A 25,354-nucleotide genomic window follows, 5' to 3' on the forward strand; every position below is an offset into this window, starting at 1 on the left:
TTGACTGAATCTTCTTTCGGTCAGTTTTGTCATGGAAACTTGGCGTAATCACCTAAATTTTAGTGAAAAAAACAGGTGAAAATTGGCAATTTCAGGATAATTTTGTTTGATAATTTGGCTTTTTTCTATTTTTCTTTAAAAAGCTCAATTTTTAAGCGGCAAATTGACTTATAGAATTAGTTTGTGAGAAATGCGGGGATCGCACGATTGCTGAATTCTTGGTTCCGGTGATGCGGAAAGAGTCGCCCAAGTAGCAAGTAGTAGCGTGGCACACCTTAATTGGTGGATTAGCATTGTAGGGGCGCATGGCGTGCGCCCGGTTTAAAAGTCAAATCTATTCCACAATTTTAGCTGTGTCAGTCCGCCATCGTGCGTTAGCGGGGCAATAATTTAGGGGGAAAATCCAATGAATTGTGTTCCCCGCGTAACGCACCAACACAAATAGATAATATAAATGATTGCGTTTTCAATCATAAATCAGGTTTTTAACTGCCTAGATCGCTAATCTCTATGACAGGAAAGGTCAAAATGGTACAGACACCAGCAAAACCGGAAACCGAAACTCTGTTACTTGAGTTACCAAAAACCATGAAGCTATATGTCACTCCAGAACAGTTTACAGCCCTAGCAGAGTGCAATAGAGAATTACACCTGGAGAGAACGGCAAAAGGAGAATTAATTGTGAATCCACCCACAGGTTGGCGAACTGGCAAACGGAATTGGAGTATTTCTGGAGAGTTGTATATATGGTGGCGAAATGCAGATGAACCGGGCGAGGCGTTTGATTCCTCAACGGCTTTCATTTTACCCAATGGTGCTACTCGTGCCCCGGATGCTTGTTGGATTAGTCAAGAAAGTTGGGATGCACTGACTGATGAACAAAAGGGAACGTTTGCCAATATTTGCCCGGATTTTGTGGTGGAGTTACGATCGCAGTCGGATACTCTGAAGTCGCTGCAAGAGAAAATGCAGGAGTATATGGAAAATGGGGCTAAACTGGGTTGGTTAATCGATCCACAAAATAGAACAGTAGAAGTTTATCGAGTCGGTTTAAACGTAGAAATATTGTCAAATCCGGCTGAGTTATCCGGTGAGGAAGTCTTACCGGGTTTTGTGTTGAATTTGTGTCGGGTGTGGGGTTAGCGCGATCGCACTTAAGGTGGGCAATGCCCACCCTACATTGCACAATCACCCGGATTTCATATCTGCGATCGCACTCCTCGTCATCGCCGCAATAGCTTTATCCGTGGCTTTGGGTAAATGGTAATATTTCCCACCCGCCTGCTTCGCCAATTCCTTAGCAAACCCCGTAGACACAAACTTATTTTCCGTATCAATCACCAATAACTGAATTCCCATTGCCCGAATTCGAGCCGCAATATCCAACAGTTCCCCCTTAATATCCGGCTTTTCGCCCTCGGCTATCGGTTCCCCCAAGGAACGGGCTAAGGAAATATTCCCTCGTCCATCGGTAATTGCCACAATCACCACCTGACCGATATCTCCCGACATTTTGGCATTCACCCCCACACGCACCGCCTGGGTTAACCCATGTGCCAACGGGGAACCGCCACCACAAGGTAACCGATCTAACCGCCCCCGCGCCAAAGCAATAGAACGGGTGGGGGGTAACAACACCTCCGCTTGTTCGCCGCGAAAGGGAATTAGGGAAACTTGGTCGCGGTTTTGATAGGCTTCAGTCAGAAGTTGCATCACTGCACCCTTAGCCGACTGCATTCGGTTGAGTGCCATTGAACCCGAAGCATCAACCACAAATACCACCAACGCCCCGGCTTTACGGGCTAGGCGTTTAGAGCGCAAATCTCCCGACTCTACGATAACCTTACGGTTCGGCTGGCGTTCCCGGCGTCCTTTCTGATAGGGTGCAGCCGCCCGTAATGTGGCATCAACGGCGATGCGTTTAACCGCACCTTTGGGTAACATGGGCTTGACATATCGCCCACGATCATCAGAAAAAATAATACTGCGGGTTCCCGATTTTCCTTGCCGCTGCGCCATTTGAGCGAAGTAGAGGACGCTGGGATCGAGAACGACTCCCTCGGTATCAAAGATGAATTCTTCGGGGATGCTGGGAGGTTCTTGTTCTTGTTCCGGTTCCTGTTGATCCTCTTGTTCTTCCTTATCCTCCGGTTCGTCTTGGTCTTGGGAAGACTCATTCTGAGGTGGTGGGGGTGGAGGTGGCGGTGGGGGTTCTTCTGGTGGGGTCTGGACGATGGTAGAACGGGGGACAATCACCAATTCCACGGCGCGTTTCAAATCGTCAGCACTAACCGTCTGACGCCCATCTAGCGCGGCTGAGGCTTTGGCAACGCGCACGGCAAACAGTTCCGCCCGATGTCCTTGGACGCCACCCCGCAGGGCTTCTTCGACGAGATAAGCAATTTGGTCATGAGTAATTTGTACCTCTTTGAGCCATTCCCGTGCCAGAATAATATCGGTTTTTAGGTTATCTATGTCTTCGTTATACTGCTCGATAAAGGCTTGGGGTGAGGTGGTGTACGCGATCGCGCCTTCGACGGCTTGCACCCGCTGATCCAGTGCCAGCACTCCATCGGCGGATAGGGTAATCGCAATTCTATCGAGTAAATGCTCCCGCAGGGGTCCTTCGTCTGGGTTGTAGGTGGCGATTAATAGGGGTTTGCAGGGATGCTGAAAACTAATCCCCTCCCGTTCGATTTGGTTGCGCCCTTCGGTGAGAACGCTTAAGAGTTGGTTGGCGATTTGGTCATCGAGGAGGTTGATTTCATCAATATATAAAATACCCCGATGTGCTTGGGCTAAAAGTCCAGGTTGAAAAATAGGTTCGCCTTGTTGCATCGATTTCTCCACATCCACCGAACCTAAGAGGCGATCTTCGGTGGTTCCCAGGGGAATTTGCACAAAGGGTGCGGGGATAATTTCTGTCTCAACAGTGGCGGGTTCAATCCCTTGGGCTAAAAGCTGATCATCCCATTCTTGAGGATAATCGGGATGGCAATTAGAGAGGGAACCCTTGACCACTTCAATGGGGGGAAGGAGGGCGTGGAGAGCGCGTGCCATCACGGATTTCGCCGTTCCCCGTCGTCCCGCGATCGCAACTCCTCCTAATCCGGGGTCAACCGCCGCCAACAGGAGCGCTAATTTAATCGCTTCTTGACCCACGACAGCCGTTAGGGGAAAATTGGTTATTGCTGTGGCAGAGTTCAGCACAGGCATAAGGCAAGTATGACACTATCAGTCTTTCAGCATACCGCGTCCTGGAGTCGTTTGGACGGTTAACGGAAAAATCTGACGAATGACAAATAATGACGATCTCCACCATTACCTTGTATTGTGTCTACCTAGTGACAAAGAGCATACAGGTTTTTTCGTCAATACTGCCTCTTCGATAATATCGGCGGCTCGTTTGACGCCACCGGATTGACGCATGAGCGTCTGTAGATTTAAAGCATTCTGTTTATAAGACTCTTGCGTTAGCACTTTTTTTATGACATTTCGCAATCGAGAAACCCTCAATTTCTTCAGGGGTATCACTTCCCCAGTCCCTGTCCAAGCCATACGTGCAGCTACGGCAGGCTGGTCATTGGTTACCGGAATTGCTACTAGGGGGACTCCATAACTCAACGATTCTAATGTTGTATGTAATCCGGCATGGGTAATGGTAAGAGTGGCTTTTTCGAGGAGTTGCAATTGGGGGGCAAAACTAACCACAATCGGATTCCCAGGTAATTGGGGTAGTGATTCGGGCGGCATAGAACCTGCCAAAGATACCACTAATTGTACATCCAATCCTTCACAGGCAGAGGCAATGGTTTGAAACACTTCAATTCGCTTATTTTGTATCGTCCCCATAGAGGCATAAATCAACGGTTGTCCCGTTAATTTTTCATAAGGAAACGAAAGGGGTTTCCGATTAGCGGGGTTATGGAACGGTCCGGTGAAATGGAAATAGTCGGGTAAATCTGTTCGCGGAAACTCAAACTCAGCGGGTTGATGACTGATTTGAACCAGTTTAGAGTAGGCATCATTGCGGGTTGCGAAGGGGGGCAATTTCCACGCTTGGCGATAGTTTTCCACGACATCCCAAATGGGTTTATCGATGTAATTGAGTACCCTATACCCTGCTTGGTTACGCCAATGTCCCCACCACGTCGGGCTATAGCGCCAAGGTGTATTCCACGGCGGAATACTTGGATGTTGATGGGTCACTAAACCACTACACAAGGTAACAAAGGGAATGTCAAGATACTCAGCGACTGTTCCACCTTCAAAGGAGGTATTATCGACCAGAAGGACTTCTACACCAACGTCCTTACAGGCTTCTGGGGCGTCTCGTAGTAATACATCTACCCATTGTCTTAAACTGAATAAACCTCTATTAAATACCAATTTAAGCCTCAAAAGCAACAGGATTGAGTGTGTCTAAATCAGTTGTGAAATAAAAGGGGATCAGGCAAGCCGTTTACTTTGGGTTTTACCCAATGACGATTTAACAACTCCAGGACTATCAATTCAACTACCCCACGCTACTAACTGATGTTCTAGCAGGAGTTTTAACGGCTAACGGTAAAATTATTTTGAACGTAGAACCTACTCCCACTTGGGAATCAAGCTGAATTTCTCCTTGCAACAGTTTAACTAACCGCGAGACGATCGCTAATCCCAATCCGGTACTATCGGGTAAGCGATTAGTCCGGGAACCACCGCGAAAGTAGGGTTCAAAAATTTGAGCTTGGTCTTCTGGGGCAATCCCAATCCCGGTATCCGCCACCGCGATCGCAAATTTATCATTTTGATTATTACACTCAACCTGGCAGCTAATGGTAATGCTTCCCGTTTCGGTGTAACGAATGGCATTACTGACCAAATTCGTGATAATCTGTTCAAGTCGCAAGGGGTCAGAGGTAACTTGCTTGGGAGCGAGTTCGTAATCTACCGTTATCTTGAGGTCTTTCTCACTGGCTGAGGGCGTTAACGTGTCTACCACGTTGTTGATCAAAGCGCAGACATCAAGCACCTCTGGCTGCAATGTTACCTGTCCTGCTTCATGACGAGAGACTTCTAGAGAATCGTTGATTAGATGCAAAATCTGTTGTCCATTTCTAAGTACGCGCTCAATGTGATCCAGACTGACAACCGTGTCTTGGGTTTTATGTTGGCGTACAAATAGATCCGAAGATATCAGAATCGCCTGTAGCGGATTTTTCAGATCATGGGCTAAATGGGCTAAATTATCTCGATGGGTTTCAACCAAGCGTGTCAATTCGTGATTGGTGAGGTTCACTTGACTTTGCAGCTTTTCTAACTCCTGCAATCGTTCTTCTGTATAACTGTTGAAACAGCGACCAATCACTTCATCCAGTGCCATATCAATGATACGGGTGGCTTGCAAAACTTGAGCGCCCGATCCCCGCAGTAGAGCCGGTTCTAAATGAGAAAAGATAATCTGGCGCAGAATCCGATACTCTCGTGCTACTTCGGTTGGATCGTAGCCTTGTTTGGCTCTAATCACACCATGTTCTAAACCTTTCTCTTCAATTGTTTGAAGTGCACCGTTTTCACAGTCACCAAGGACTTTGGCAATCGCTCGCAGTACTGAGGGTAAACCATCCAGCACCGCCTTATAGGTGAGTTCATGGGCACTTTCGAGTTCCCCATCTTGGCGAACAGCTTCCACCCAATTATTGACGATTGAGTCCAGTTTATTCAGTAACTCCTGAGAAAAATTCATACTTTTAGGCAATTAACCTTTACTATTTCCTTTTACGGGGGTTACACCCACATTGTTTGGCGCTCTCCATCTCTGCATCAGAGCGAACCGCTTCAATCCAATGCTTGACGATTGTGTCAAGCTTATTTAACAACTCTTGACTAAAATCCATAGTTAAGGTTTGCCGCCCAGTCAAAATCAATTAAGGTGAACCCATTATAAATCCAGTATAGGTCTAACTTCTGTCTTTAGGGGGTTGTAGGTGGAAGCCTGAAGATTTTATAAGAATTGTACGGTTTAGCCAGTTGATGTGCTGACGCCAATCAGTGATGGAGTCATGGTGATGAATTTTAAGATTATTAGAGAACTATTTCAGGAAACGATTCAAGAATGGCAAGAGGATAAAGCGTCACGTTTAGCCGCCGCCTTAGCCTATTACACAGTGTTTTCCTTAGCACCGCTATTAATTATCGCGATCGCGATCGCAGGTTCTATTTTTGGTCCCGAAGCGGCGCGGGGGGAAATTGTCCAGCAAATTCAAGGGTTGGTTGGTACGGAGGGAGCTAAGGTGATTGAAACGGCAATTGAAAATGCTAATCAACCCAATATTAGCAATATTGCCTCCATTATCAGTATTATTGTTCTGCTTTTTGGTGCTTCGGGAGTCTTCGCCCAACTGCAAGATGCCTTGAATACGGTTTGGGGAGTACAACCTAAACCGGGACGTCCAGTTAAAGGCTTTTTACAGAAACGGTTATTGTCCTTTTCTATTGTGCTGGGGGTTGGCTTTTTACTCTTAGTTTCCTTGATTGTCAGTGCCGTGTTATCGGCGGTGATTAATTATGCCAGTGATTTACTCTTGGGAATGGAATTTCTTTGGTCACTTTTAAACTGGGGGCTTTCTCTGAGCGTAATCACGCTGCTATTTGCGATGATGTACAAGTTTCTTCCGGATGTTAAAATTAGCTGGAGTGATGTCTGGATTGGGGCGATTATCACCGCCATACTTTTCACAATTGGTAACTCTTTGATTGGCATGTATTTAGGGCGGGGTGGTTTTGCCTCAACCTATGGTGCAGCGGGTTCGTTAGTGGTTTTTCTGGCTTGGGTTTATTATTCAGCCCAAATTCTTTTTCTGGGGGCAGAATTTACTCAAGTTTATGCGAGAAAATTTGGGGCAGAAATCGTTCCCGATAAACATGCAATTCAACTCACTGAAGAAGCGCGGGCAAAACAAGGAATTCCTCGGACAGAAACCTTAGAAAAAGCCGCAGAAAATCCAGGTCAGTCGCCAAAATCTTCCTCCAGAAAAAAGTCAGGTAATCCGGGGGCTAAAGCGTTGAAAGCCTACAATGATGTAGCCAGAAAAATGGGCTTAAATAAAAAAGAAAAGTAGGATTAAGCGGTTCTGCATTTAAACCTGAATGTCAATAATAAATGGCAAAATCCTTACTCGAAGCGGCTTTCGGGGAAAATGCCTCCATTGAAGTGGCGGAAAGTGGGGCAGAAGCATTAACGGTTTTTGCTGGTAGTCTAGAGGAGGGTGGTGACGTAGCCGTCGTTATGGCTGACTACCTTATGCCAGGAATGAGAGCATAATTAAATCGCCAAAAACCTGATCAAACCTCTCTATAATTGATTTGTATAGAGAGGTTTAGCGGTTTATGTGGAAGATTGGCGAGTTTGGGAAAATGATCGGGGTTTGAGTCTCAACCCGGCGACGATGGGAGAGGGAGGGACGTTTAGTAAAGCGAGCACACACTAGGAAATCAGAGGATATATATTGTCGATGGAGAAGAACTTTGTTCAGACTGAGCTATACTTATTCATACAAATAGATACAAGTCGGTTTAGCAATGTACGCCATCAAGCGGGAACTCAAACTGAATAATCGAGAGAAAACCCGAATGCGTGGCTGTGCAGGGTTTAAACGCTTTGTCTATAACTATTGCCTCGACCTGATTACCACTAGCTGGTCATTTGAAGACATAAAAGCTGGCGATTCTAAGCGCCTTGCTGCTATCAAAAAAGTCTTCACAACCCTAAGGATGCAGAAACCGGAGAATGGGTGGATGAAACAATATCCATCCACTATTTATCAGTCTGCATTTATGGACATTAAGGATGCGCTTGCCAGATGGCGTAAAGGTCTAGGTGGGTTTCCCAAGAAGAAATCCAAGAAGAAAGGAGACTCCTTTACTGTTTACAAAACCAGCGGAATTTACCCCAAAAAAGGTGAACCTGCGCTTCCTTTTACGAACAGGGCGGTTATTCATCCGGGTAAGCTAATCAAGCCTCCAGGAATGACAACATTCCGTTTAAAAGAACCAATTGATTTCTTTTGTAGCTGCCAAACTTTCACAGTATCAAGAGCAGCGGACAAATGGTTTATCTCTTTTACAGTTGACGCTGAAAAAATACCCCCAAGAGTCCATCCAGTACATCGGATTGGAGTTGACTTGGGAGTGAAATGTTTAGCAACTGTTTCTGATGGAACCAAGTACGAGATGCCAGTTACCACCAAAACAGCGAAAACCAAGCTCGGTAAGATTCAATGGCGTAATCGGAACAAAGTCCTTGGAAACAAGCGGCAAGGAGTAAGAGCATCTAGCAACGCCAAAAAATATTATGTAAAACTGGCGCGTCGGCATTTGAGAATTGTCAATATCCGAAAAGATACGACTCAGAAAATGACAACTGATTTAAGTCGTCGTGCTGACAACATTCGGATAGAGGATCTCAATGTCTCTGGGATGATGGCTAATCAAAAACTCGCCAACGCCCTTAGTGATAAATGCTTTTATGAAATTCGTCGGCAGTTGATTTACAAGCAAGCCCATTATGGAACCAAAGTAGAACTTGTTGACCGATGGTTTCCCAGTTCTAAAACTTGTTCTCACTGTGGGCATAAGCAGGACATGAAACTGCATCAACGAGTATTTAATTGCATTAAATGTGGGCATTCTCAAGACCGCGATCAAAATGCATCGATTAATCTTGAAAATGCCCCCGATGATAAAGTACGTTCGGCTTGAGCGGAATTTACGCCTGTGGACTGGAAGGAGCCGTCTCCCCAGGTTGAAGCAGGAACTAGACGGATAAGCTCTGACTAGAAATAGTTAACTTTGATCAAGTTTTAGAGAGCAGGAGATGAACTGCTGACGTGCATCTATCAACGTTCTCCCGCTACCCTGAAAATTATGCTCACCAGACAAGCTGATTGGGCGGGAGTAGTTATGGGATTAACTCGGTAGACTTATATCGTTATATCTGTAAACCGTGGCAAAGCATTGACTTACACCTAGCCGTGAAAGAAGCCCTGCGACAGTATCATCAAGACCAAGAATTGACTCAAAAAACAGCACAACTGGATCAAATGAATCAGGGATTAAACCAAGCCGTATTAATTACCAAACTCCAAGAGAGTGAACATTGCCTCAAACAGCTTCTCGATGCTGTACCTATGGGTATTTTTGTGTCAGAAGCTGATGGAAAACTTTACTATGTGAATCAAACTGGTGAGCAAGTTTTCGGTCAAGGAATGGTTGAGTCAATGGCGGCGGATCAATTAATGGAAACTTATCGGGTTTATCAGGCGGGAACTGATCAATTTTATCCCCAGAATCGCCATCCCTTATGGCAAGCCTTACAAGGGAAACGGGTACGAGTTGATGATATGGAAATCTGTCGCCGCGATCGCACCATTCCCCTAGAAGCCTGGGGCGCCCCAATCTATGATCGTCAGGGAAATCTGACTCATGCGATCGCGGCGTTTGCTGATATCTCTCAACGTCAGCAGGCTGAGCGGGTTTTAGCCGATTATAATCAGAGTTTAGAACAACAAGTTGCGGCACAGACGATTGCTCCGGATAGTCGCGATCGCAAACAAGCCGAAGCAACCCTGAAAATCCGCGCCCGCCAACAAGCCGCAATTGCTCAATTTGGACAAACTGCATTAGTGGAAACCGATGTCTCTCAGCTAATGGATCAAGCCGTAACTCTGCTGGCTCAAACCTTGGAGGTAAACTATGCCAAAGTGTTACAACTTTTACCCGATGGGGAGACATTATTCCTCAAAGCTGCGGTAGGTTGGCAAGGGGAATTAGTGAGTCACGTCACAATTAGCACAGAAGGCTATATTTTACCCCACAATGAACCCGTTATTGTTGAGGATTTACGCACAGAGACTCGGTTTAGGGGTTCACGCCTGTTGCAGGATCAGGGGATAATTAGCGGTATTAGTGTGATTATCCCCGATCGCGCTCAACCCTTTGGAGTTTTGGGTGCATATACCTCACAACCCCGCCAATTTAGTCAGGATGATGTTCACTTTCTCCAAGGAATTGCCCATATCCTAGCAACAGCCATTGATCGCCAACGGGCAGACATCGCCTTACGCCAAAGTGAAGCCAGAAATCAAGCGATTATCGATGCGATTCCTGATTTAATGTTTCGGCTCAACGCTGATGGGATGATCACCGATTATATCGCTCCTGGGGATAGACTAGACTTAATTTACCCAACCTGCGATCGCATTGGTAGCAGCATCCACGACTGTCTGCCATCAGACGTAGCCCAAACCTGTCTGTACCATCTACATCAGGCGTTGCTAAGGGAAGAAACCCAAATTTATGAACAGCATCATTGGAGCAATGGTAAGCTGCACTATGAAGAAGTGCGGGTTGTGGTAACTGGGGACAATGAAGCCCTATTTATTATCCGAGACATTAGTCAACGCAAGCAAGCTGAGGCACAAATTGCCTTTCAAGCCTCTTTACTGGATCAAGTCAGTAATGCTGTCATTGCCACAGATTTAGCCGGAACCATTATCTACACGAATCAATTTGCCCAGGGTTTATATCAACTCAACCCAGAAACCATACTCGGTCAATCCATTCTTGATGTTACCGTACTTCCCCAAGATCAAGCCCTGGCGCAGGAAATTTTAGCGGGTGTTCAAGAAAATGGTTATTGGGAGGGGGAATTCACGGTTAAATGCCAAGACGGTAGCACCTTCCCGGTTTATGCCACCAATACCCTAATTCGAGATCACCAAGGAAATCACATCGGCTATGTGGGTGTGAGTACTGATATTAGCACTCAAAAACAAGCGGAGGAACAACTGCGCCAAAGTAAACATTTTATCGAACAGATTGCGGCGGCTTCACCCTATTGCTTATATATTTATGACCTCATCGAAAATCGCAATATCTACAGCAATCAAGAAATTGCCACCATTCTGGGTTATACACCCGCACAAATTCAAGCCATGGGGGAGAATTTTATCTCCAGCCTACTGCACCCCGATGACTTCACTATCGTCTCAGAAAAATGGCAAAAGTTAGCGAATGCGGCGGATGGGGAAATTTTCGAGTTAGAGTACCGGATGCAGGATGCCCAAGGGAAATGGCATACTCTATGGGGGCGGGAGACTGTATTTGCTAGAACTCCAGATGGCACCGTTAAACAGGTGATTGGTACGGCAATTGATATCACCGAACGCAAACAAGCAGAAGTTGCATTACGCAACAGTGAGCAACTCTACCGTACCATGGCAAGACATTTCCCCAATGGGGCAATTTTCTTGTTTGATCATAATTTGCGTTATTTAGTCGCCGATGGTCAAGGGTTAGGTTCCTCAGGATCAGGATATAGCCGCAATGTATTAGAAGGAAAAACCATTTGGGAGGCTTTATCCGACTCAGAATCTGCCTTGGTTGAACCCCTATATCGCAACGCTTTGGCAGGGATAGAACAAACTCTGGAAATACCTTATCACAATTGCATTCATCTGGTGCAAACTCGGGCAGTGCAAAATGATACTGGAGAAATTATTGCGGGTATGGTTGTCGTGCAGGATATCACAGAACGCAAACAAGCAGAGAAATCCCTGAGAGAACGGGAAGCGTTTTTACGCAGTATCTACGACGGAATTGAAGCGGCTGTCTTTATCGTTGATGTTCAAGAATTGGGTGAATTTCGCTATGTTAGCATTAACCCAGCCCATGAACGGATGTCAGGTCTTCTCTCCTCACAAATAAGCGGTAAGACTCCCCAAGAAGCCTTCACTCCAGAAGTGGCACAGGCGGTGTCTGAACGGTATCATGCCTGTGTTGAGGCGGGAGAACAGATTACCTATGAAGAATGTCGGCAGATTCAGGGACAAAAAACCTGGTGGATTACTAATTTAACCCCTCTGCGAGACAGCAACTGGCGAATCTATCGACTGATTGGTACTAGCTTTAATATTAGCGATCGCAAACAGGTTGAGAAAACCTTGCAGCTGCAAGCCGCCGCGATGACAGCCGCTACCGATGGGATTGCGATTTTGAATCAGCAGGGGGAGTATGTCTCTCTTAACCAGGCGCACGCCGAAATCTTTGGCTATGATAACGCTACCCAACTCCTCGGTCAAAATTGGCAGGCGCTGTACGAGGCTAGGGAATATCAACGACTACTAGAAGATTCTCTATCATTATTACCTCAGCAGGGATATTGTCGCACCGAAGCCCAAGGGTTACGCCGTGACGGTAGCACATTTCCCCATGAAGTCTCGGTCACGTTATTACCCGGAGGAGAAAGAATTTGTATTGTTCGCGACATTACTGAACGCAAGCAAGCCGAAGCTGCACTACGAGAAAGTCAGCATTTTGTTCAACGTATTGCCGAAGCCTCTCCCAATCTTTTATATATTTTTGATTTAACTGAACAACGTAATATCTACGCCAACCGGGAACTGGCAGCGTTTTTAGGGTATACCGCAGAACAAATTTACTCCATGGGTGAAAATATTCTACCCACCCTCATCCATCCAGAGGATTTAGCCCGATTACCCGCCTATTTCCAACAAGTTCAAAACGCAGCCGATGGAGAAATCTTTGAAATCGAGTACCGAGTAAGAGATGCTAATGGAGAATGGCACACGCTTTTGGGTCGAGAAACCCCCTTTGCTAGAACCGCTGACGGTATGGTTACCCAGCTTTTGGGTACCGCCACAGACATCACCGAACGCCAACAGATAGAAGCCGCATTACAAGAGAGTGAACAGCGCTATGAGTTAGCAACTCGTGCGGCAAAGGTAGGAGTTTGGGAATGGAATCTACAGACTAATGAATTTTATATCGACCCCACAATTAAGGCAATTCTCGGTTACACCGAGGCAGAAATTGCCAATGATTTGAACCATTGGACAACCTATATTCATCCTGATGATCAGTCGGTTGTCCTCGCCGCCGCCCAATCACATTTAGCGGGAGTTTCTCCAGAGTACCGAGTTGAACATCGAATGATGCACAAAGATGGCTCAATTCGTTGGATTATTGTGCGGGGACAAGCCATCCGAGATGCCCAAGGAAAGGGTATCCGTATGGTTGGCACGAATACTGATATCACCGAACGCAAATTAGCTGAAATCGCCCTACAAGAGGCAAAAGAAGCCGCCGATGCCGCTAACCGGGCAAAAAGCACATTCCTGGCAAATATGAGTCATGAATTGCGAAGTCCCCTCAACGCTATTTTGGGGTTTGCTCAACTGATGAGTAATAGTGTCACTCTTCCTCGCCAGTACCAAGACAATCTACGGATTATTCACAATAGTGGAGAACATTTACTGACACTAATTAACCAGGTTTTAGATTTATCTAAAATTGAGGCGGGACGCATTACCCTGAATGAAACTACATTTAACTTGCATCATCTGTTGCGTGAAGTTGAAGATATGTTTCGACTCAAGGCAGATGAAAACGGCTTACAATTGGGTTTTAACTGTGCGGCTGATGTTCCCCACACCATCCAAACCGATGAAATTAAGTTACGCCAAGTCTTAATTAATCTCCTGAGTAATGCGATTAAATTTACTTCAGCAGGAAGTGTGGTTGTAAATGTTGCCTCACAAAGGACAAATGACCGAAGAGAGGTAGAAATATATGAGAACAGTTTAGCCAGAAAAATAACCCTTCATTTTGAAATCAAAGATACCGGATGTGGTATTGATGCTGATGAATTAGAGAGTATCTTTGAAGCCTTTGTGCAAAGCCAAAGTGGAGTGCAATCCCAGAACGGAACAGGTTTAGGGCTGCCGATTACGCGCAAGTTTATTCAACTCATGGGCGGAGAAATCACGGTGGAAAGTCAAGTTAGACTGGGTACAACCTTTACATTTGATATTCAAGCCCAGGTAATCGATGTCACTCCCAGCACACCCCAAACGACTCCCTGTCGCGTCATTGCCCTTGCACCCAATCAACCCCACTATCGGATTTTGATTGTGGATGATCAAGTGGAAAACCGTCAACTATTGATGCAATTGCTTCATCCCTTGGGCTTTGAACTCCAAGAGGCTAGTAACGGTAAAGAGGCGATTGAGATTTGGCATCATTGGCAACCTCATTTAATTTTAATGGATTTGCGGATGCCGGGAATGGATGGCTACGCTGTTACCCAAGAGATTCGACAGTGTAGAGACGTTGCATGCAACGTCTCTACACCTCCCCCAATAATCATTGCCCTAAGTGCTAGTGTAATAGAAGAAGAACGGTTAAAAGCGTTAGAGGTGGGTTGCACGGCTTTCATTGCCAAACCGTTTCACGAATCTGATTTGTTTGCAGCCATACGCCAACATCTGAAAGTCAATTTTATTTGTGACGAACCGGAGCAAAATACCGGGCAAACGGAGACAGTTGTCTTAACATATGATGATTTGGCTATCCTGCCTATTGATTGGTTAGCATCGTTGCATCAAGCTACCCTTGAGGGAGATTTTGAGCAGATGTTAAACTTAATTGATCAAATCCAGGCTCAGGATAATAATCTAGCCCATACTCTTGCTCACTTGGCTAAGAATTTCCAGTTTGAACGATTACTCGATTTAACCGAACCTTGGTCAACTATAACTGATAAATTATGAGTTAATGGAAAGGGAAGGGAAAAAGGAAAAGCTTTAAGCAAAAAAGATCCTTATTCCCTGAATCCTTACCCCTCAATAAAAAATAAATGCAAAAAATGTCATCCAGCAGTCCCCTTTTAGAACAACTATCGCAATCACGAGCTATTGATTGTAATCCCCTGATAGTTACTCCCCAGACGCGGGTAACAGACGTTATTAATTGGCTCAATGAACGTCAGATTAGTTATGCCTTAGTCGTCAAACGGAAACGGTTAGTGGGTATTTTCACAGAACGGGATTTTGTCCGCATCGCTGCCCAGCAGATACCCCTGGAAAACCTAAGGATTCAAGCCGTGATGACTCCTGATCCGGTTACCGTTTCCCTTGACCAAGATCAAGGCGTTTTTTCGATTATTTCCCTGCTACGCCAGCATCATATTCGTCATTTGCCTGTAATCGATCAAGAGAGCAAAATTATTGGAGTAATTACGCCTAAAACCATTCGAGAGGTTGTTCAACCCACTGACTTATTGAAGTTCAAACAAGTGGGGGATGCAATGAATTCTCAGGTGATTCAGAATTCTGCCACAGCGTCATTACTAGAAATTACCCAGCAAATGGTTACCCATCATAAAAGCTGCATCGTGATTACGGAAACCCAAAACGAAGCGGATATTGTTCCCGTGGGAATTATTACAGAACGGGATATTATTCAGTTTAAAAATAGGGGGATTGATTTCGCTAATACTCCCGCGAAAACAGTGATGAGTAATCCCCTAATTCCGATTAAAGTTAGTGATTCAATGATGCTGGCAAATGAAATAATGAAATGCCACAAAATCCGCCGTTTAGTGGTTGTAGATGAAGCCGGAAGACTAGCAGGAATCATCACCCAAAGTACAATCATAGAAGCGCTAAACCCCATAGAACTGTATGCTACAATTGAACTTCTGCGTAAACAAGTGGATGAGCGAACCCAGGAGTTAAGTCAACTCAATGAGAAATTGCAGCAAAAACTCTGCCAATATGGCAAGTTAGAAGCACAACTGCAACAAGCCAAAGACGAAGCCGCCGCCGCTAACCAAGTTAAACGTGCCTTCTTAGCCAATTTAAACCATGAATTTAGAACACCACTCCACGCGATTCTCGGTTTTTCTCAACTGATGCACCGTTCAAAATCCCTCTCCCCCGAAGATCAGAAAAATTTAGGTATCATCTCTAGTGCTGGTAAGCATTTGCTCGAACTGCTGGAAAACTTGTTGGAATTAACCAAAACTCAGTCCACTCACATTCCGTACAATGAAGTTAATTTTGAGCTGTCTGAGGTGCTACCCAAGGTGCCAGCCTCCCCGGTAACCATTACCTTGACGCCAAAGGATATGGCTGATTTACCCAGGGATTGGCAAACCTCGTTCCATCAAGCCACAATTGAAGGAGATTTTGATGTGATGCTGAGCCTCATCGAGGAAATTCGCGATCGCGATGAGTTCTTAGCCAATTCTCTCTCTACTTTAGCTCATGAATTTCAGTTTGAACGGCTATTAGCTTTGACCAAATCAACTACTGATGAACACGATGACTCTGGAGTCAATTCCTTTGTACAAAGGGACAATACTAGCGATTGATGATACCCCGGATAATTTGCACCTGTTAACCGAGATGTTAACCGAGCAAGGGTACAAAATCAGGATTATACCCAATGGTAAACTGGCGCTGAGATCTATTGCGAACAGTCCCCCCGATTTAATTTTACTGGATATTGTCATGCCAGACATGGACGGCTATCAAGTTTGTCAACAGTTGAAAGCCTCTGTGATCACCCAGAACATTCCGGTAATTTTTTTAAGTGGTTTGAATGAAACCTTTGATAAGGTGAAAGCCTTTGAAGTCGGTGGCGTCGATTACATTACTAAACCGTTTCAAGTGCAAGAAGTATTAGCCCGGGTTGAGAATCAATTACGCCTACAACGCTTACAACAGCAGCTAGCCCAACAAAACATCCAACTGCAACAAGAAATTCAGGAACGCCACCATGCAGAAATTGCCCTGAGTGAGAGTGAAAAACAATATCGCCATCTGGTTGAAGCGTCACAAGACTTGATTTGGTCGGTTGATCGGTATGGGTGTTACACCTTTGTTAATCCGATTGTACAACACCTTTATGGCTATTCTCCAGAGGAAATGCTGGGACGTTCGTTTACCGATTTCCTGTCACCGGAACGCCTGGAACCGGATGTTAATCTTTTTCAGTGTTTATTTCAGGGACAGTCTGTGTTCCAATATGAAACCACCCATCTAAACAAAGCCGGGGAACCCATTCAATTATTGCTCAACGCGATCGCAGTGGTTGATGACCAAGGTCAAGTTGTCGGTGTAACGGGTACAGCCAGTGACATCACAGAACGTCAAAAAGCACAAGAAGCATTACGCTTAAGCGAAATCCGGTATCGAGAACTGGTAGAATTTCAGAAACAAGTCCTCGTCTGTCGCTGGAAACCGGATACCACCCTCACCTTTGTCAACCAGTCTTACTGTCGTTTTTTTGGCAAGTCTCCGGCTGAACTGATTGGCACAAAATATTTAGAATTACTGCCTGATTTTATTCAAGACCAGATCAGGGATTTTGTCAAATCCCTAGTCAACCATGAATGTCCAGAAACCTCCGAACATATCATGATCTCTCATCAGGGAGAACTCCATTGGTTTAAGTGGACTGATCAACCGATTCTGGATGAACAAGGACATATTTTAGAAATTCAATCCTTTGGTATTGATATTACCACGCGCAAACAGGCGGAAGAAAAACTGCGCCTCTCGGAAGAAAATCTAGCTCAAGCTCAACGAATTGCCCATATTGGCAATTGGGAATTTGATGTTCTCACCAGTCAAATTATCTGGTCAGCCGAACTGTTTCGCATTTTTGGTCTGGAACCCAATCAAACAGAACCCACCTATCAACAACTCCTTGACTTTATTCATCCCAATGATCGTTCCCAATTTGAAGAAACCATCAAGCAATCCATTGAGCAAGGACTCTGCTACGAATTAGAGTTTCAGATTTTACCGAGAAATCGGACGACAGTTCGACATCTTGAGGTGAGAATTGAACCCATTTTTGATCAGCACTATCGGATAATTAAACTCTTCGGAACGGCTTTAGATATCACCCAGCGCCAAAAAGCTGAAACCGCTTTGCGACAATCTGAAGCACGAGAACGAGAAAGAGCCCATCAACTCCAACGCACTCTCGAAGAATTAAAACGCACCCAATCCCAGCTTGTGCAAACGGCAAAAATGTCGAGTCTGGGGCAAATGATCGCGGGAATTGCTCACGAAATTAATAATCCAGTTTCTTTTATTTTTGGCAATATCACTATTGGTCGTCAATACTTTAATGATTTGATTCAGCTAATTAATCTTTATCAAGAAACTTATCCCAATCCCCCGGCAACCGTTCAAGAGATAGCAGAAGCCATTGACTTACAGTTTGTCAAAAAAGATTGGCATAAACTGCTTAACTCTATCCAAGAGGGGGCGGAGCGGATTCATCAGATTATTCTTTCCCTGAGAAACTTTTCTCGACTCGATGAAGCTGAACTGAAGTCGGTGGATATTCATCAAGGGATAGAAAGCACGCTGTTTATTTTACAGCATCGACTCAAAAAGCCCGGAAATCGACAGGAAATTCAGGTAATTAAAGAGTATGGTCAACTGCCCCAAGTAACCTGTTATGCGAATCAATTGAATCAGGTGTTTATGAATATACTGGCTAATGCTATCGACGCCATAGATAGTCACTCGTCACCGGGGGTGATTACAATCAGCACCGAAGTAGCTGGTGCTAACCGACAACGACCCCCGAAAAATGGAAGCCAGCAGACCGATATTTTGAAGATCCGCATTACTGACAACGGAATTGGCATCTCTGAGGAAGTGCAACCGCAAATTTTTGATCCGTTTTTTACGACAAAACCTGTAGGCAGTGGTACGGGTTTGGGCTTATCCATTAGCTATCAAATTATCGTTGAGAAACACCAGGGGCAACTCTCTTGTTTGTCTACTCCAGGGGAAGGAACAACGTTTATGATCGAGATTCCGATTAAACCGCGATCGCAACAGCCAAGAGAAATCTGTTTAAATGACATGGATCTGGCGAAGTAAATTAGCTAAGGTTTGGGGTGTTCAGGTATCTATCTGTAGGTTGAAGAATTTCTTGCCTCTAACGAGCTAAGCTAATAGAAGCTTAAACTAATAATTAAGCCGTCTATTCAGGATTAAACCCCTTTTAATTAAAAATCAGGATGAGGGAGTTCCGAGAAAACTTCATCGTTCTCACCTGAGTTAATTCACTTAATTCGCTGATTGAATTAGTCGTATAGAATTTGTTGACAATTTGGGATAATTATGCGTTTCAAAAATAGAAAAGAAGCAGGTCAAAGACTCGCCAGCGACCTCAAAGAGTATGCCAACCGCCCCGATGTGATTGTCCTAGCATTACCCCGTGGTGGTGTACCTGTGGCTTATGAAGTGGCGAGAGGACTCAATGCGCCTTTAGATGTTTGGCTGGTTCGCAAACTGGGTGTACCAGGTCAAGAAGAACTGGCAATGGGCGCGATCGCGAGTGGCGGAACCCGTATTTTAAACCAGGATGTCGTGCGATCGCTGCGGGTATCGGAGCAAGCGATTGAGCAAGTGGCGGCGAAAGAGCAAAAAGAATTAGAACGGCGGGAAAAGGCTTACCGACGGGATCGTCCTCCCCTAGAATTGCGCGATCGCACTGTACTTTTGGTGGATGACGGTTTAGCCACAGGGGCATCGATGCACGCCGCTGCCGTTGCTTTGCGACAGCATGACCCGAAAAAAATCATTGCGGCTGTCCCCGTTGCTGCGCCAGAAACCTGCCAGGATGTTCAAGTCGAGGTAGACGAAATTATCTGCAGTGAAACACCCCAACCGTTCTACGCGGTAGGTCTGTGGTACGACAACTTTGACCAAACCACTGACCAAGAAGTGCGTGACTTAATGGAGCGCTCAGCCGGTCAACAAATAGCTGGTTCAACTCGATGATTAGGAGGACTTAGATTATGGTTATCCAAACTCAACTTACTGATGCTGTGCGTCAAGCCGCACATCCTATTTCCGGGACATCATCAGACTATGAGGCACTACTCGATCAGATTGGTGATGCTCGTTTTGTCCTCATCGGTGAAGCATCCCACGGCACCCACGAATTTTATCAACAACGAACCCAAATCACCAAACGGCTCATCCAAGAAAAGGGATTCACCGCCGTCGCTGTTGAAGCCGATTGGCCCGATGCTTATCGGATTAATCGCTATGTTCGAGGTGTTAGTGATGATTCCGATAGTATCGACGCATTAGCAGATTTTCAACGCTTCCCCACTTGGATGTGGCGCAACACCGATGTATTAAATTTTGTCGGTTGGCTGCGAGAGTATAATGATGCCTTACCGAAGGATGCCACGAAAGCAGGCTTTTATGGGCTAGATCTGTACAGCCTATATACTTCAATTGAAGCCGTTCTCAAGTATTTAGATACAGTTGATCCAGAAGCCTCCGCCCATGCGCGTTACCGTTACTCCTGTTTCGATCACTTTGGCGAAGATACCCAAAGCTATGGGTACGCCACCAGTTTTGGCATGGGTGAACCCTGTGAAAATGAGGTGGTTGATCAACTGGTGGAATTACAACGCCGTGCGGCGGATTATGCACAACGAGATGGGCGTATTCCAGAGGATGAGTTCTTCTATGCCGAACAAAATGCCCGGTTGATTAAGAACGCCGAACAATACTATCGTTCCATGTTTCGGGGTCGGATTTCTTCGTGGAATTTACGCGATCGCCACATGGCGGAAACCCTCAACCAATTGGTGACTCACTTTGAGCAACAGGGTCAACCCACGAAGGTTGTGGTTTGGGAACATAACTCCCACCTCGGCGACGCCAGAGCCACCGATATGGGCGCGGCTGGGGAACTGAATGTCGGTCAATTGGTGCGTCAGCAATATGAAGGCGATGCCTTCCTGATTGGCTTTAGTACCTACACCGGAACCGTTACCGCCGCATCCAATTGGGGTGCATCGGCAGAATGCAAGGGAGTGCGTCGGGCATTACCGGAAAGTTATGAAGCTTTGTTTCATCAGACCGGACAGCCAAATTTTTGGCTAAACTTACAGGAGCAAAACCCCGCCGTGCAAGGGTTACATCAGCCCCGTTTAGAACGTGCGATCGGTGTGATTTATCAACCCCAAACTGAACGCATCAGCCATTATTTCCAGGCGCGATTACCGGAACAGTTTGATGCGATGATCCATTTTGACGAGACTTGCGCCGTCGAACCCTTAGAACGCACCCCTCAATGGGATCGAGGTGAAGCACCCGAAACCTTCCCTATGGGCGTGTGATTTTAGCCCGGATGGGTAAGTCTTCCCGATTAAAAAGGGCACGATGATATCGTGCCCCTACCCAATCAATTATTCCTGGATTATTGTAGGGGCTCTTTCATTGCCGTGCCTTGTTCATATCGTGCCTTCACCGTATCTTGTTAGGATAAAGACAATTAACAATTCGCGATCGCCCTCGCTCCATGTCATACAACCCTGACAAACACCACCGCCGTTCTATTCGTCTCAAAGGGTACGATTACACTCAACCAGGAGCGTATTATATTACCCTCTGTACCAAAGCGCGGCAATGTTTATTTGGTGATGTGGTGAAGGGGAAAATGCGATTAAATTTCTTGGGATATATCGCCTTTAATTACTGGCAAGCTATTCCTGATCATTTTGCCCATATTCAATTAGATGTCTTTGTGGTTATGCCGAATCATTTACATGGTATTTTAGTGATTTGCGACACCCCAATCCCAGCACAACCGGGCGATAATCAGACAACTAAAACATTTAGCAAACCAGTACGCGGTTCTATCCCCACGGTGATTCGTACCTATAAAGCGGCTGTCACCAAACAAATTAATCTCCTCTGCAATACAACACATACATCCTTAATCTGGCAACGTAATTTTTACGAACACATCAACCGAGATGAAAAATCGTTAGAGACTATCCGACGCTATATTAAAGAAAATCCCGGGCGTTGGGCAGAAGATCCAGAAAACCCCCAGCATTATCCCAAAAGTCAGAATATTCTAATTGATCTTCCCTTTTAAGGGTCACGGCAATTTTAACAGGCACGGCATTGCCGTACCCCTACATTTAACCGCCCAATTTCTTGATATGATAAAAGGTTAATGGCACTGAAACTTTGCGGTTTTAGATCGCCGAAACCCTTGATATACCGTAGGGTGGGCATTGCCCACCAGCATGCCAGTCAGTACCATTCGTGCAGTCGGCGCTTTAGCGCTCACTACGAACAACGACGAGCCTAGCTTGAGTCAGCGATAGTGATTTTGAGGTAAGGTTAGAAATCAGATGGCAATGGGAGAGCAATAGGCAAAGGACGTTCTGATGAAGCTCATAAACTCGGTGACTTTGGCATTCCTATCATTAAGCACAGTTGTCTTTTCGACAATCCTATTGTCTGTTGGCGTTATCCAGCCTCAAGCCATCGCCCAAGATGCGTTACTATCTCAAGCGCTTTCCGATACCGAGGAACAAGAGTTGGAACGGTTGCGGGAGCAGCGGCGTATCCAAGAACAAGTACAGGCGGAGGCAAATCGCGCCTTTAGTCGCACCACCACCCTGTTTAATGTCCTCCTAGCCGTCTTAGCGCTGCTGTTAATTGCGGCGATTGTTGGCTTATTCCTGTTGCGACGGGCGGTAATTCGCGAGGTGGCGGATTTGGTGAGAGCGCATCTGAATGAATTAACCGACTTGGAAGGGAAAATTAACCAGGCGAATCAACAGGTACAAGCGATTCTGGAACGTACCGAAGATTTAGCTAATGATTTAAATAGAGAAGCCGATGACTTCTACGAAGATATTGGCATGAAGCAAAAAGAGTCATCCCAGCTTCTGAGTGAACTCTCGGAATCTCAACAACAGGCTCTGCGAGACTTAAATACCCATATTAAAGACGCCCAAAAAGCTTTGGCTCAAACCGATGGAGAGTTTTCCCACCATTTATCCCAACTGCGTTCTCACGTTGAATCGGAACAAACGAATACACTGGAGAACCTGAAACAATTAACCGCCCAGTTTACGCCGGAACTGGCGAAATTACAACAGGATACCCACGCCGAAAAAGATCGGGTTGTGGAAAACCTGAAAAATTCAGAAACAGCGTTTAGCAATCAACTGGCGGAACTCTTTAACCACGCCCAAAGCCAACGGGATAGAATTCTCCAGAGTTTAGAACAACTCAGTGCCGAATTTGCCCCGGAACTCTCCAAACTGCAACAGGCGGCTCAAGGGGAAAAAGCGGCAATTATCCAGCGCTTACAAAAAACAGAAACGGAGTTTGGCAAGCAATTAACTCAACTGCAAAACGAGGCACAAAAACAACGGGATAGGATTCTCCAGAACTTAGAAAAACTCCAGAAGGAGTTTACACCCCAGCTTGACCAAGTGAAAGGGTCACTGAACGAACAAAAAGCGACAATTTTACAGAACTTGCAACAGGCGGAAAGGGAGTTTAAACAGCAATTAACCCAACTGCAAACTACCACGAAACAAGAACGGGAAAGTATTCTAGAGAATTTGCAACGCCTCGCCTCAGAGTTCTCACCCCAATTGACAGAGATTAAAACGGAAGCGGAACAAAAGGCGCAACAGCAGCAAGGGACAGCCTTTGCAGATGTGGAACGCTTACGCCAAGACGTTACGCGCCACCTGGAACAATCCCAATCGCAAATTCAAGGAGAGATTGATCAAACCTTGGGTAATTTGAAAAAATTGGAGCAGGAGGTAACCCGTCAGCTTTCAACCACCCAATCGGGAGTACAAGAAAACCGCGCTCAAACCCTGCAAAGTTTGAGTCAAATCCAAACCGAGTTTACTAATCAATTTTCTCAATTCCAGTCGGCGATTCAAGAGCGAAAAGATCAGGCATTCCAAAGCCTGGAAAAATTGGAGTCTATGTTAGGCGATGAGTTAACCGATATTCAAAGCGATGCTCAAAGGCAAAAACAGGAAATCCTGCAAAAATTAGCAGAGATTACGCCCACGGAAATTGCCGAATCTGCCTTGTCTGATGTACTGCAACAAATCCAACCCCTGACGGAACAACTGGAACGATTGCATGAGAATCATCCTGAGTTTTTCTTGAATGTCAAGGACTATATTAATCAAGGGAATAATTTATTCGCTCAAGGTGACTATGAAGAGGCGATCGCACGGTATGATCAAGCCCTAGAACTACAACCCGATAACGCGAATCTATGGCATCAGCGCGGTGTCGCCTTATGGGAATTAAAACGCTACCAAGACGCGATCGCATCCTTGGATCGGGGATTGGAACTCGCCCCAGAAGCCACCGATACCTTGTATTATAGAGGGTTAGCTTTACGGGAATTGAAGCGTTTTGAAGGGGCGTTAGTGGCGTTCAATAAGGTGATTCAAATCCAGCCTGATGATTACAAAGCATGGCTAAATCGGGGAATGATGCTAGGGAGATTGAAACGCCGGGAGGATGCGATCGCATCCTTTGAGCAGGCGTTGGAAATCAAACCCGATTACCATGAAGCTTGGGTAAATCGGGGTGTGGTACTCGGCGCACTGCAACAACACCAAGAGGCGTTTAATTCCTTTGATAAAGCGGTACAAGTGCAACCTGATGATGGCGTGGCTTGGTTTAATCGCGGCTTAGCCTTGGCGGTATTAGAACGGTATGAGGAGGCGGTAACGTCTTTTGAAAAGGCGATTGAACTCAAACCCGATTCCCATAAAGCTTGGACATACAAAGGGAATATGTTGATCAAGTTAAAACGCAATCAGGAAGCGGTAGAAAGTTATGATCAGGCATTAGCCATTCAACCCGATTATGCCCCAGCTTTTTATCAGAAAGCTATCGGCTATGCTCAACAACGTCAGGTTCACTTCAGTATCGATAACTTAGAAAAAGCCATCGCCCTCAATCCCGCGTATCGTGAGGAAGCCAGAACGGATTTGGACTTGGACGCGATCGCCAAAGATGATCGATTTTGGCGCTTGATTGAACAATAAACTATTGAGACATTAAATCAAATGATAATTCAAGCAGAAGAACAAAAAAATTACACCCCTAAAGAGTACCTGGAGTTTGAAATTAACTCAGAAGAACGACATGAATTCATTAATGGCGAAATTGTATTGATGACTGGTGGAACCCCAAATCATAATCAAATTGCTCTAAATCTGAGTGGTGCGCTAAATTTCGCCCTGAAGCGTCAACCGTATCGAGTGTTCGTCACCGATCAACGGCTCTGGATTCCTCGAAAACGTATCTACACCTATCCTGATGTTATGGTCGTTCAGGGTGAATTGCAACTACAAGAAGGACGACAAGACACGATCACAAATCCTTTAATCATTGCTGAAGTGTTGTCAAAATCTACCCGAAGTCATGACAAAGCTGCTAAATTTGACGCCTATCGCACGATTCCCAGTTTTCAGGAATATCTCTTAATTGACCAATACACGATGCACATTGAACACTATTTCAAAACCGAGCGAAAACGCTGGACATTCTATGAATATGATGATGCTAATGAAATCGTTAATCTAAACTCGTTTTCATTCCAAATAACTCTAGAAGAAATTTATGACAAAGTTGAGTTTGAATCAGCCAAAGATAGTTAAACC

15 protein-coding genes are annotated in these 25,354 nt (G+C 45.4%); 12 read left to right on the forward strand and 3 right to left on the reverse strand.

Going from position 1 to position 25,354, the window contains the following annotated elements; translation table 11 throughout:
* Window positions 1–528: 528 nt before the first annotated feature.
* On the forward strand, window positions 529–1,143 hold the full coding sequence (locus ACLGGO_RS19675) for a Uma2 family endonuclease (RefSeq protein WP_446420609.1): 615 nt from the start codon (window positions 529–531) through the stop codon (window positions 1,141–1,143).
* 45 nt (window positions 1,144–1,188) lie between these two features.
* On the opposite strand, the gene bchD is transcribed toward ACLGGO_RS19675, so the two are convergent.
* The 3 genes from bchD to ACLGGO_RS19690 all read right to left on the reverse strand — a co-directional run bounded on the left by bchD (window position 1,189) and on the right by ACLGGO_RS19690 (window position 5,731).
* Complete coding sequence (gene bchD / locus ACLGGO_RS19680) at window positions 1,189–3,216, reverse strand: magnesium chelatase ATPase subunit D (RefSeq protein ID WP_446420578.1); 2,028 nt, start codon at window positions 3,214–3,216, stop codon at window positions 1,189–1,191.
* Between the two features lie 105 nt (window positions 3,217–3,321).
* Window positions 3,322–4,389 carry a glycosyltransferase gene (locus tag ACLGGO_RS19685; RefSeq protein ID WP_446420579.1) on the reverse strand — a complete coding sequence of 356 codons (1,068 nt, stop codon included), beginning with the start codon at window positions 4,387–4,389 and terminating at the stop codon, window positions 3,322–3,324.
* Between the two features lie 127 nt (window positions 4,390–4,516).
* Window positions 4,517–5,731 (reverse strand): sensor histidine kinase, encoded by a 1,215-nt coding sequence (locus tag ACLGGO_RS19690; RefSeq protein ID WP_446420580.1) that lies wholly within the window; start codon window positions 5,729–5,731, stop codon window positions 4,517–4,519.
* Between the two features lie 322 nt (window positions 5,732–6,053).
* On the opposite strand from ACLGGO_RS19690, the gene ACLGGO_RS19695 reads away from it, so the two are divergent.
* The 11 genes from ACLGGO_RS19695 (at window position 6,054) to ACLGGO_RS19745 (ending at window position 25,351) form a co-directional block, all read left to right on the forward strand.
* Entirely contained in the window at window positions 6,054–7,106 is a 1,053-nt protein-coding gene (locus tag ACLGGO_RS19695) for a YihY/virulence factor BrkB family protein (RefSeq protein ID WP_446420581.1), read from the forward strand.
* A gap of 41 nt (window positions 7,107–7,147) precedes the next feature.
* Window positions 7,148–7,309 carry a hypothetical protein gene (locus ACLGGO_RS19700; RefSeq protein ID WP_446420582.1) on the forward strand — a complete coding sequence of 54 codons (162 nt, stop codon included), beginning with the start codon at window positions 7,148–7,150 and terminating at the stop codon, window positions 7,307–7,309.
* Window positions 7,310–7,566: 257 nt separating this feature from the next.
* Window positions 7,567–8,745, forward strand: coding sequence for an RNA-guided endonuclease InsQ/TnpB family protein (locus ACLGGO_RS19705; RefSeq protein ID WP_446420583.1), 1,179 nt, complete (start codon window positions 7,567–7,569; stop codon window positions 8,743–8,745).
* A 185-nt stretch (window positions 8,746–8,930) separates the two neighbouring features.
* Window positions 8,931–14,615 (forward strand): PAS domain S-box protein, encoded by a 5,685-nt coding sequence (locus ACLGGO_RS19710; protein WP_446420584.1) that lies wholly within the window; start codon window positions 8,931–8,933, stop codon window positions 14,613–14,615.
* A gap of 95 nt (window positions 14,616–14,710) precedes the next feature.
* Window positions 14,711–16,219: a CBS domain-containing protein gene (locus ACLGGO_RS19715; RefSeq protein ID WP_446338019.1), complete on the forward strand. Its 1,509-nt coding sequence runs from the start codon at window positions 14,711–14,713 to the stop codon at window positions 16,217–16,219.
* The gene (locus ACLGGO_RS19720) at window positions 16,161–18,755 is read left to right on the forward strand and encodes a PAS domain S-box protein (RefSeq protein WP_446420585.1); all 2,595 of its coding nucleotides are present in this window, start codon (window positions 16,161–16,163) and stop codon (window positions 18,753–18,755) included. Before ACLGGO_RS19715 ends, ACLGGO_RS19720 begins: the two co-directional genes overlap by 59 nt.
* A gap of 243 nt (window positions 18,756–18,998) precedes the next feature.
* Window positions 18,999–19,661 carry a phosphoribosyltransferase gene (locus ACLGGO_RS19725; protein WP_446420586.1) on the forward strand — a complete coding sequence of 221 codons (663 nt, stop codon included), beginning with the start codon at window positions 18,999–19,001 and terminating at the stop codon, window positions 19,659–19,661.
* 17 nt (window positions 19,662–19,678) lie between these two features.
* The gene (locus tag ACLGGO_RS19730; RefSeq protein WP_446420587.1) at window positions 19,679–21,019 is read left to right on the forward strand and encodes an erythromycin esterase family protein; all 1,341 of its coding nucleotides are present in this window, start codon (window positions 19,679–19,681) and stop codon (window positions 21,017–21,019) included.
* Window positions 21,020–21,201: 182 nt separating this feature from the next.
* On the forward strand, window positions 21,202–21,783 hold the full coding sequence (locus tag ACLGGO_RS19735) for a transposase (RefSeq protein WP_446420588.1): 582 nt from the start codon (window positions 21,202–21,204) through the stop codon (window positions 21,781–21,783).
* A 298-nt stretch (window positions 21,784–22,081) separates the two neighbouring features.
* On the forward strand, window positions 22,082–24,736 hold the full coding sequence (locus tag ACLGGO_RS19740; RefSeq protein WP_446420589.1) for a tetratricopeptide repeat protein: 2,655 nt from the start codon (window positions 22,082–22,084) through the stop codon (window positions 24,734–24,736).
* Window positions 24,737–24,757: 21 nt separating this feature from the next.
* A complete protein-coding gene (locus ACLGGO_RS19745; RefSeq protein ID WP_446338027.1) occupies window positions 24,758–25,351 on the forward strand; it encodes a Uma2 family endonuclease in 594 nt (197 codons plus the stop codon).
* Window positions 25,352–25,354 lie beyond the last annotated feature (3 nt).

It is taken from the genome of Coleofasciculus sp. (assembly GCF_046565525.1).
In the GTDB taxonomy this organism is placed as follows: Bacteria; Cyanobacteriota; Cyanobacteriia; order Cyanobacteriales; family Coleofasciculaceae; genus Coleofasciculus.

Excerpts from the sequence above, each read along its gene's own strand:
- ACLGGO_RS19675 (WP_446420609.1), top strand. The coding sequence starts at position 529 with ATGGTACAGACACCAGCAAAACCGGAAACCGAAACTCTGTTACTTGAG.
- bchD (WP_446420578.1), bottom strand. The coding sequence starts at position 3,216 with ATGCCTGTGCTGAACTCTGCCACAGCAATAACCAATTTTCCCCTAACG.
- ACLGGO_RS19690 (WP_446420580.1), bottom strand. The coding sequence starts at position 5,731 with ATGAATTTTTCTCAGGAGTTACTGAATAAACTGGACTCAATCGTCAAT.
- ACLGGO_RS19695 (WP_446420581.1), top strand. The coding sequence starts at position 6,054 with ATGAATTTTAAGATTATTAGAGAACTATTTCAGGAAACGATTCAAGAA.
- ACLGGO_RS19700 (WP_446420582.1), top strand. The coding sequence starts at position 7,148 with ATGGCAAAATCCTTACTCGAAGCGGCTTTCGGGGAAAATGCCTCCATT.
- ACLGGO_RS19705 (WP_446420583.1), top strand. The coding sequence starts at position 7,567 with ATGTACGCCATCAAGCGGGAACTCAAACTGAATAATCGAGAGAAAACC.
- ACLGGO_RS19715 (WP_446338019.1), top strand. The coding sequence starts at position 14,711 with ATGTCATCCAGCAGTCCCCTTTTAGAACAACTATCGCAATCACGAGCT.
- ACLGGO_RS19720 (WP_446420585.1), top strand. The coding sequence starts at position 16,161 with ATGAACACGATGACTCTGGAGTCAATTCCTTTGTACAAAGGGACAATA.
- ACLGGO_RS19725 (WP_446420586.1), top strand. The coding sequence starts at position 18,999 with ATGCGTTTCAAAAATAGAAAAGAAGCAGGTCAAAGACTCGCCAGCGAC.
- ACLGGO_RS19730 (WP_446420587.1), top strand. The coding sequence starts at position 19,679 with ATGGTTATCCAAACTCAACTTACTGATGCTGTGCGTCAAGCCGCACAT.
- ACLGGO_RS19735 (WP_446420588.1), top strand. The coding sequence starts at position 21,202 with ATGTCATACAACCCTGACAAACACCACCGCCGTTCTATTCGTCTCAAA.
- ACLGGO_RS19740 (WP_446420589.1), top strand. The coding sequence starts at position 22,082 with ATGAAGCTCATAAACTCGGTGACTTTGGCATTCCTATCATTAAGCACA.
- ACLGGO_RS19745 (WP_446338027.1), top strand. The coding sequence starts at position 24,758 with ATGATAATTCAAGCAGAAGAACAAAAAAATTACACCCCTAAAGAGTAC.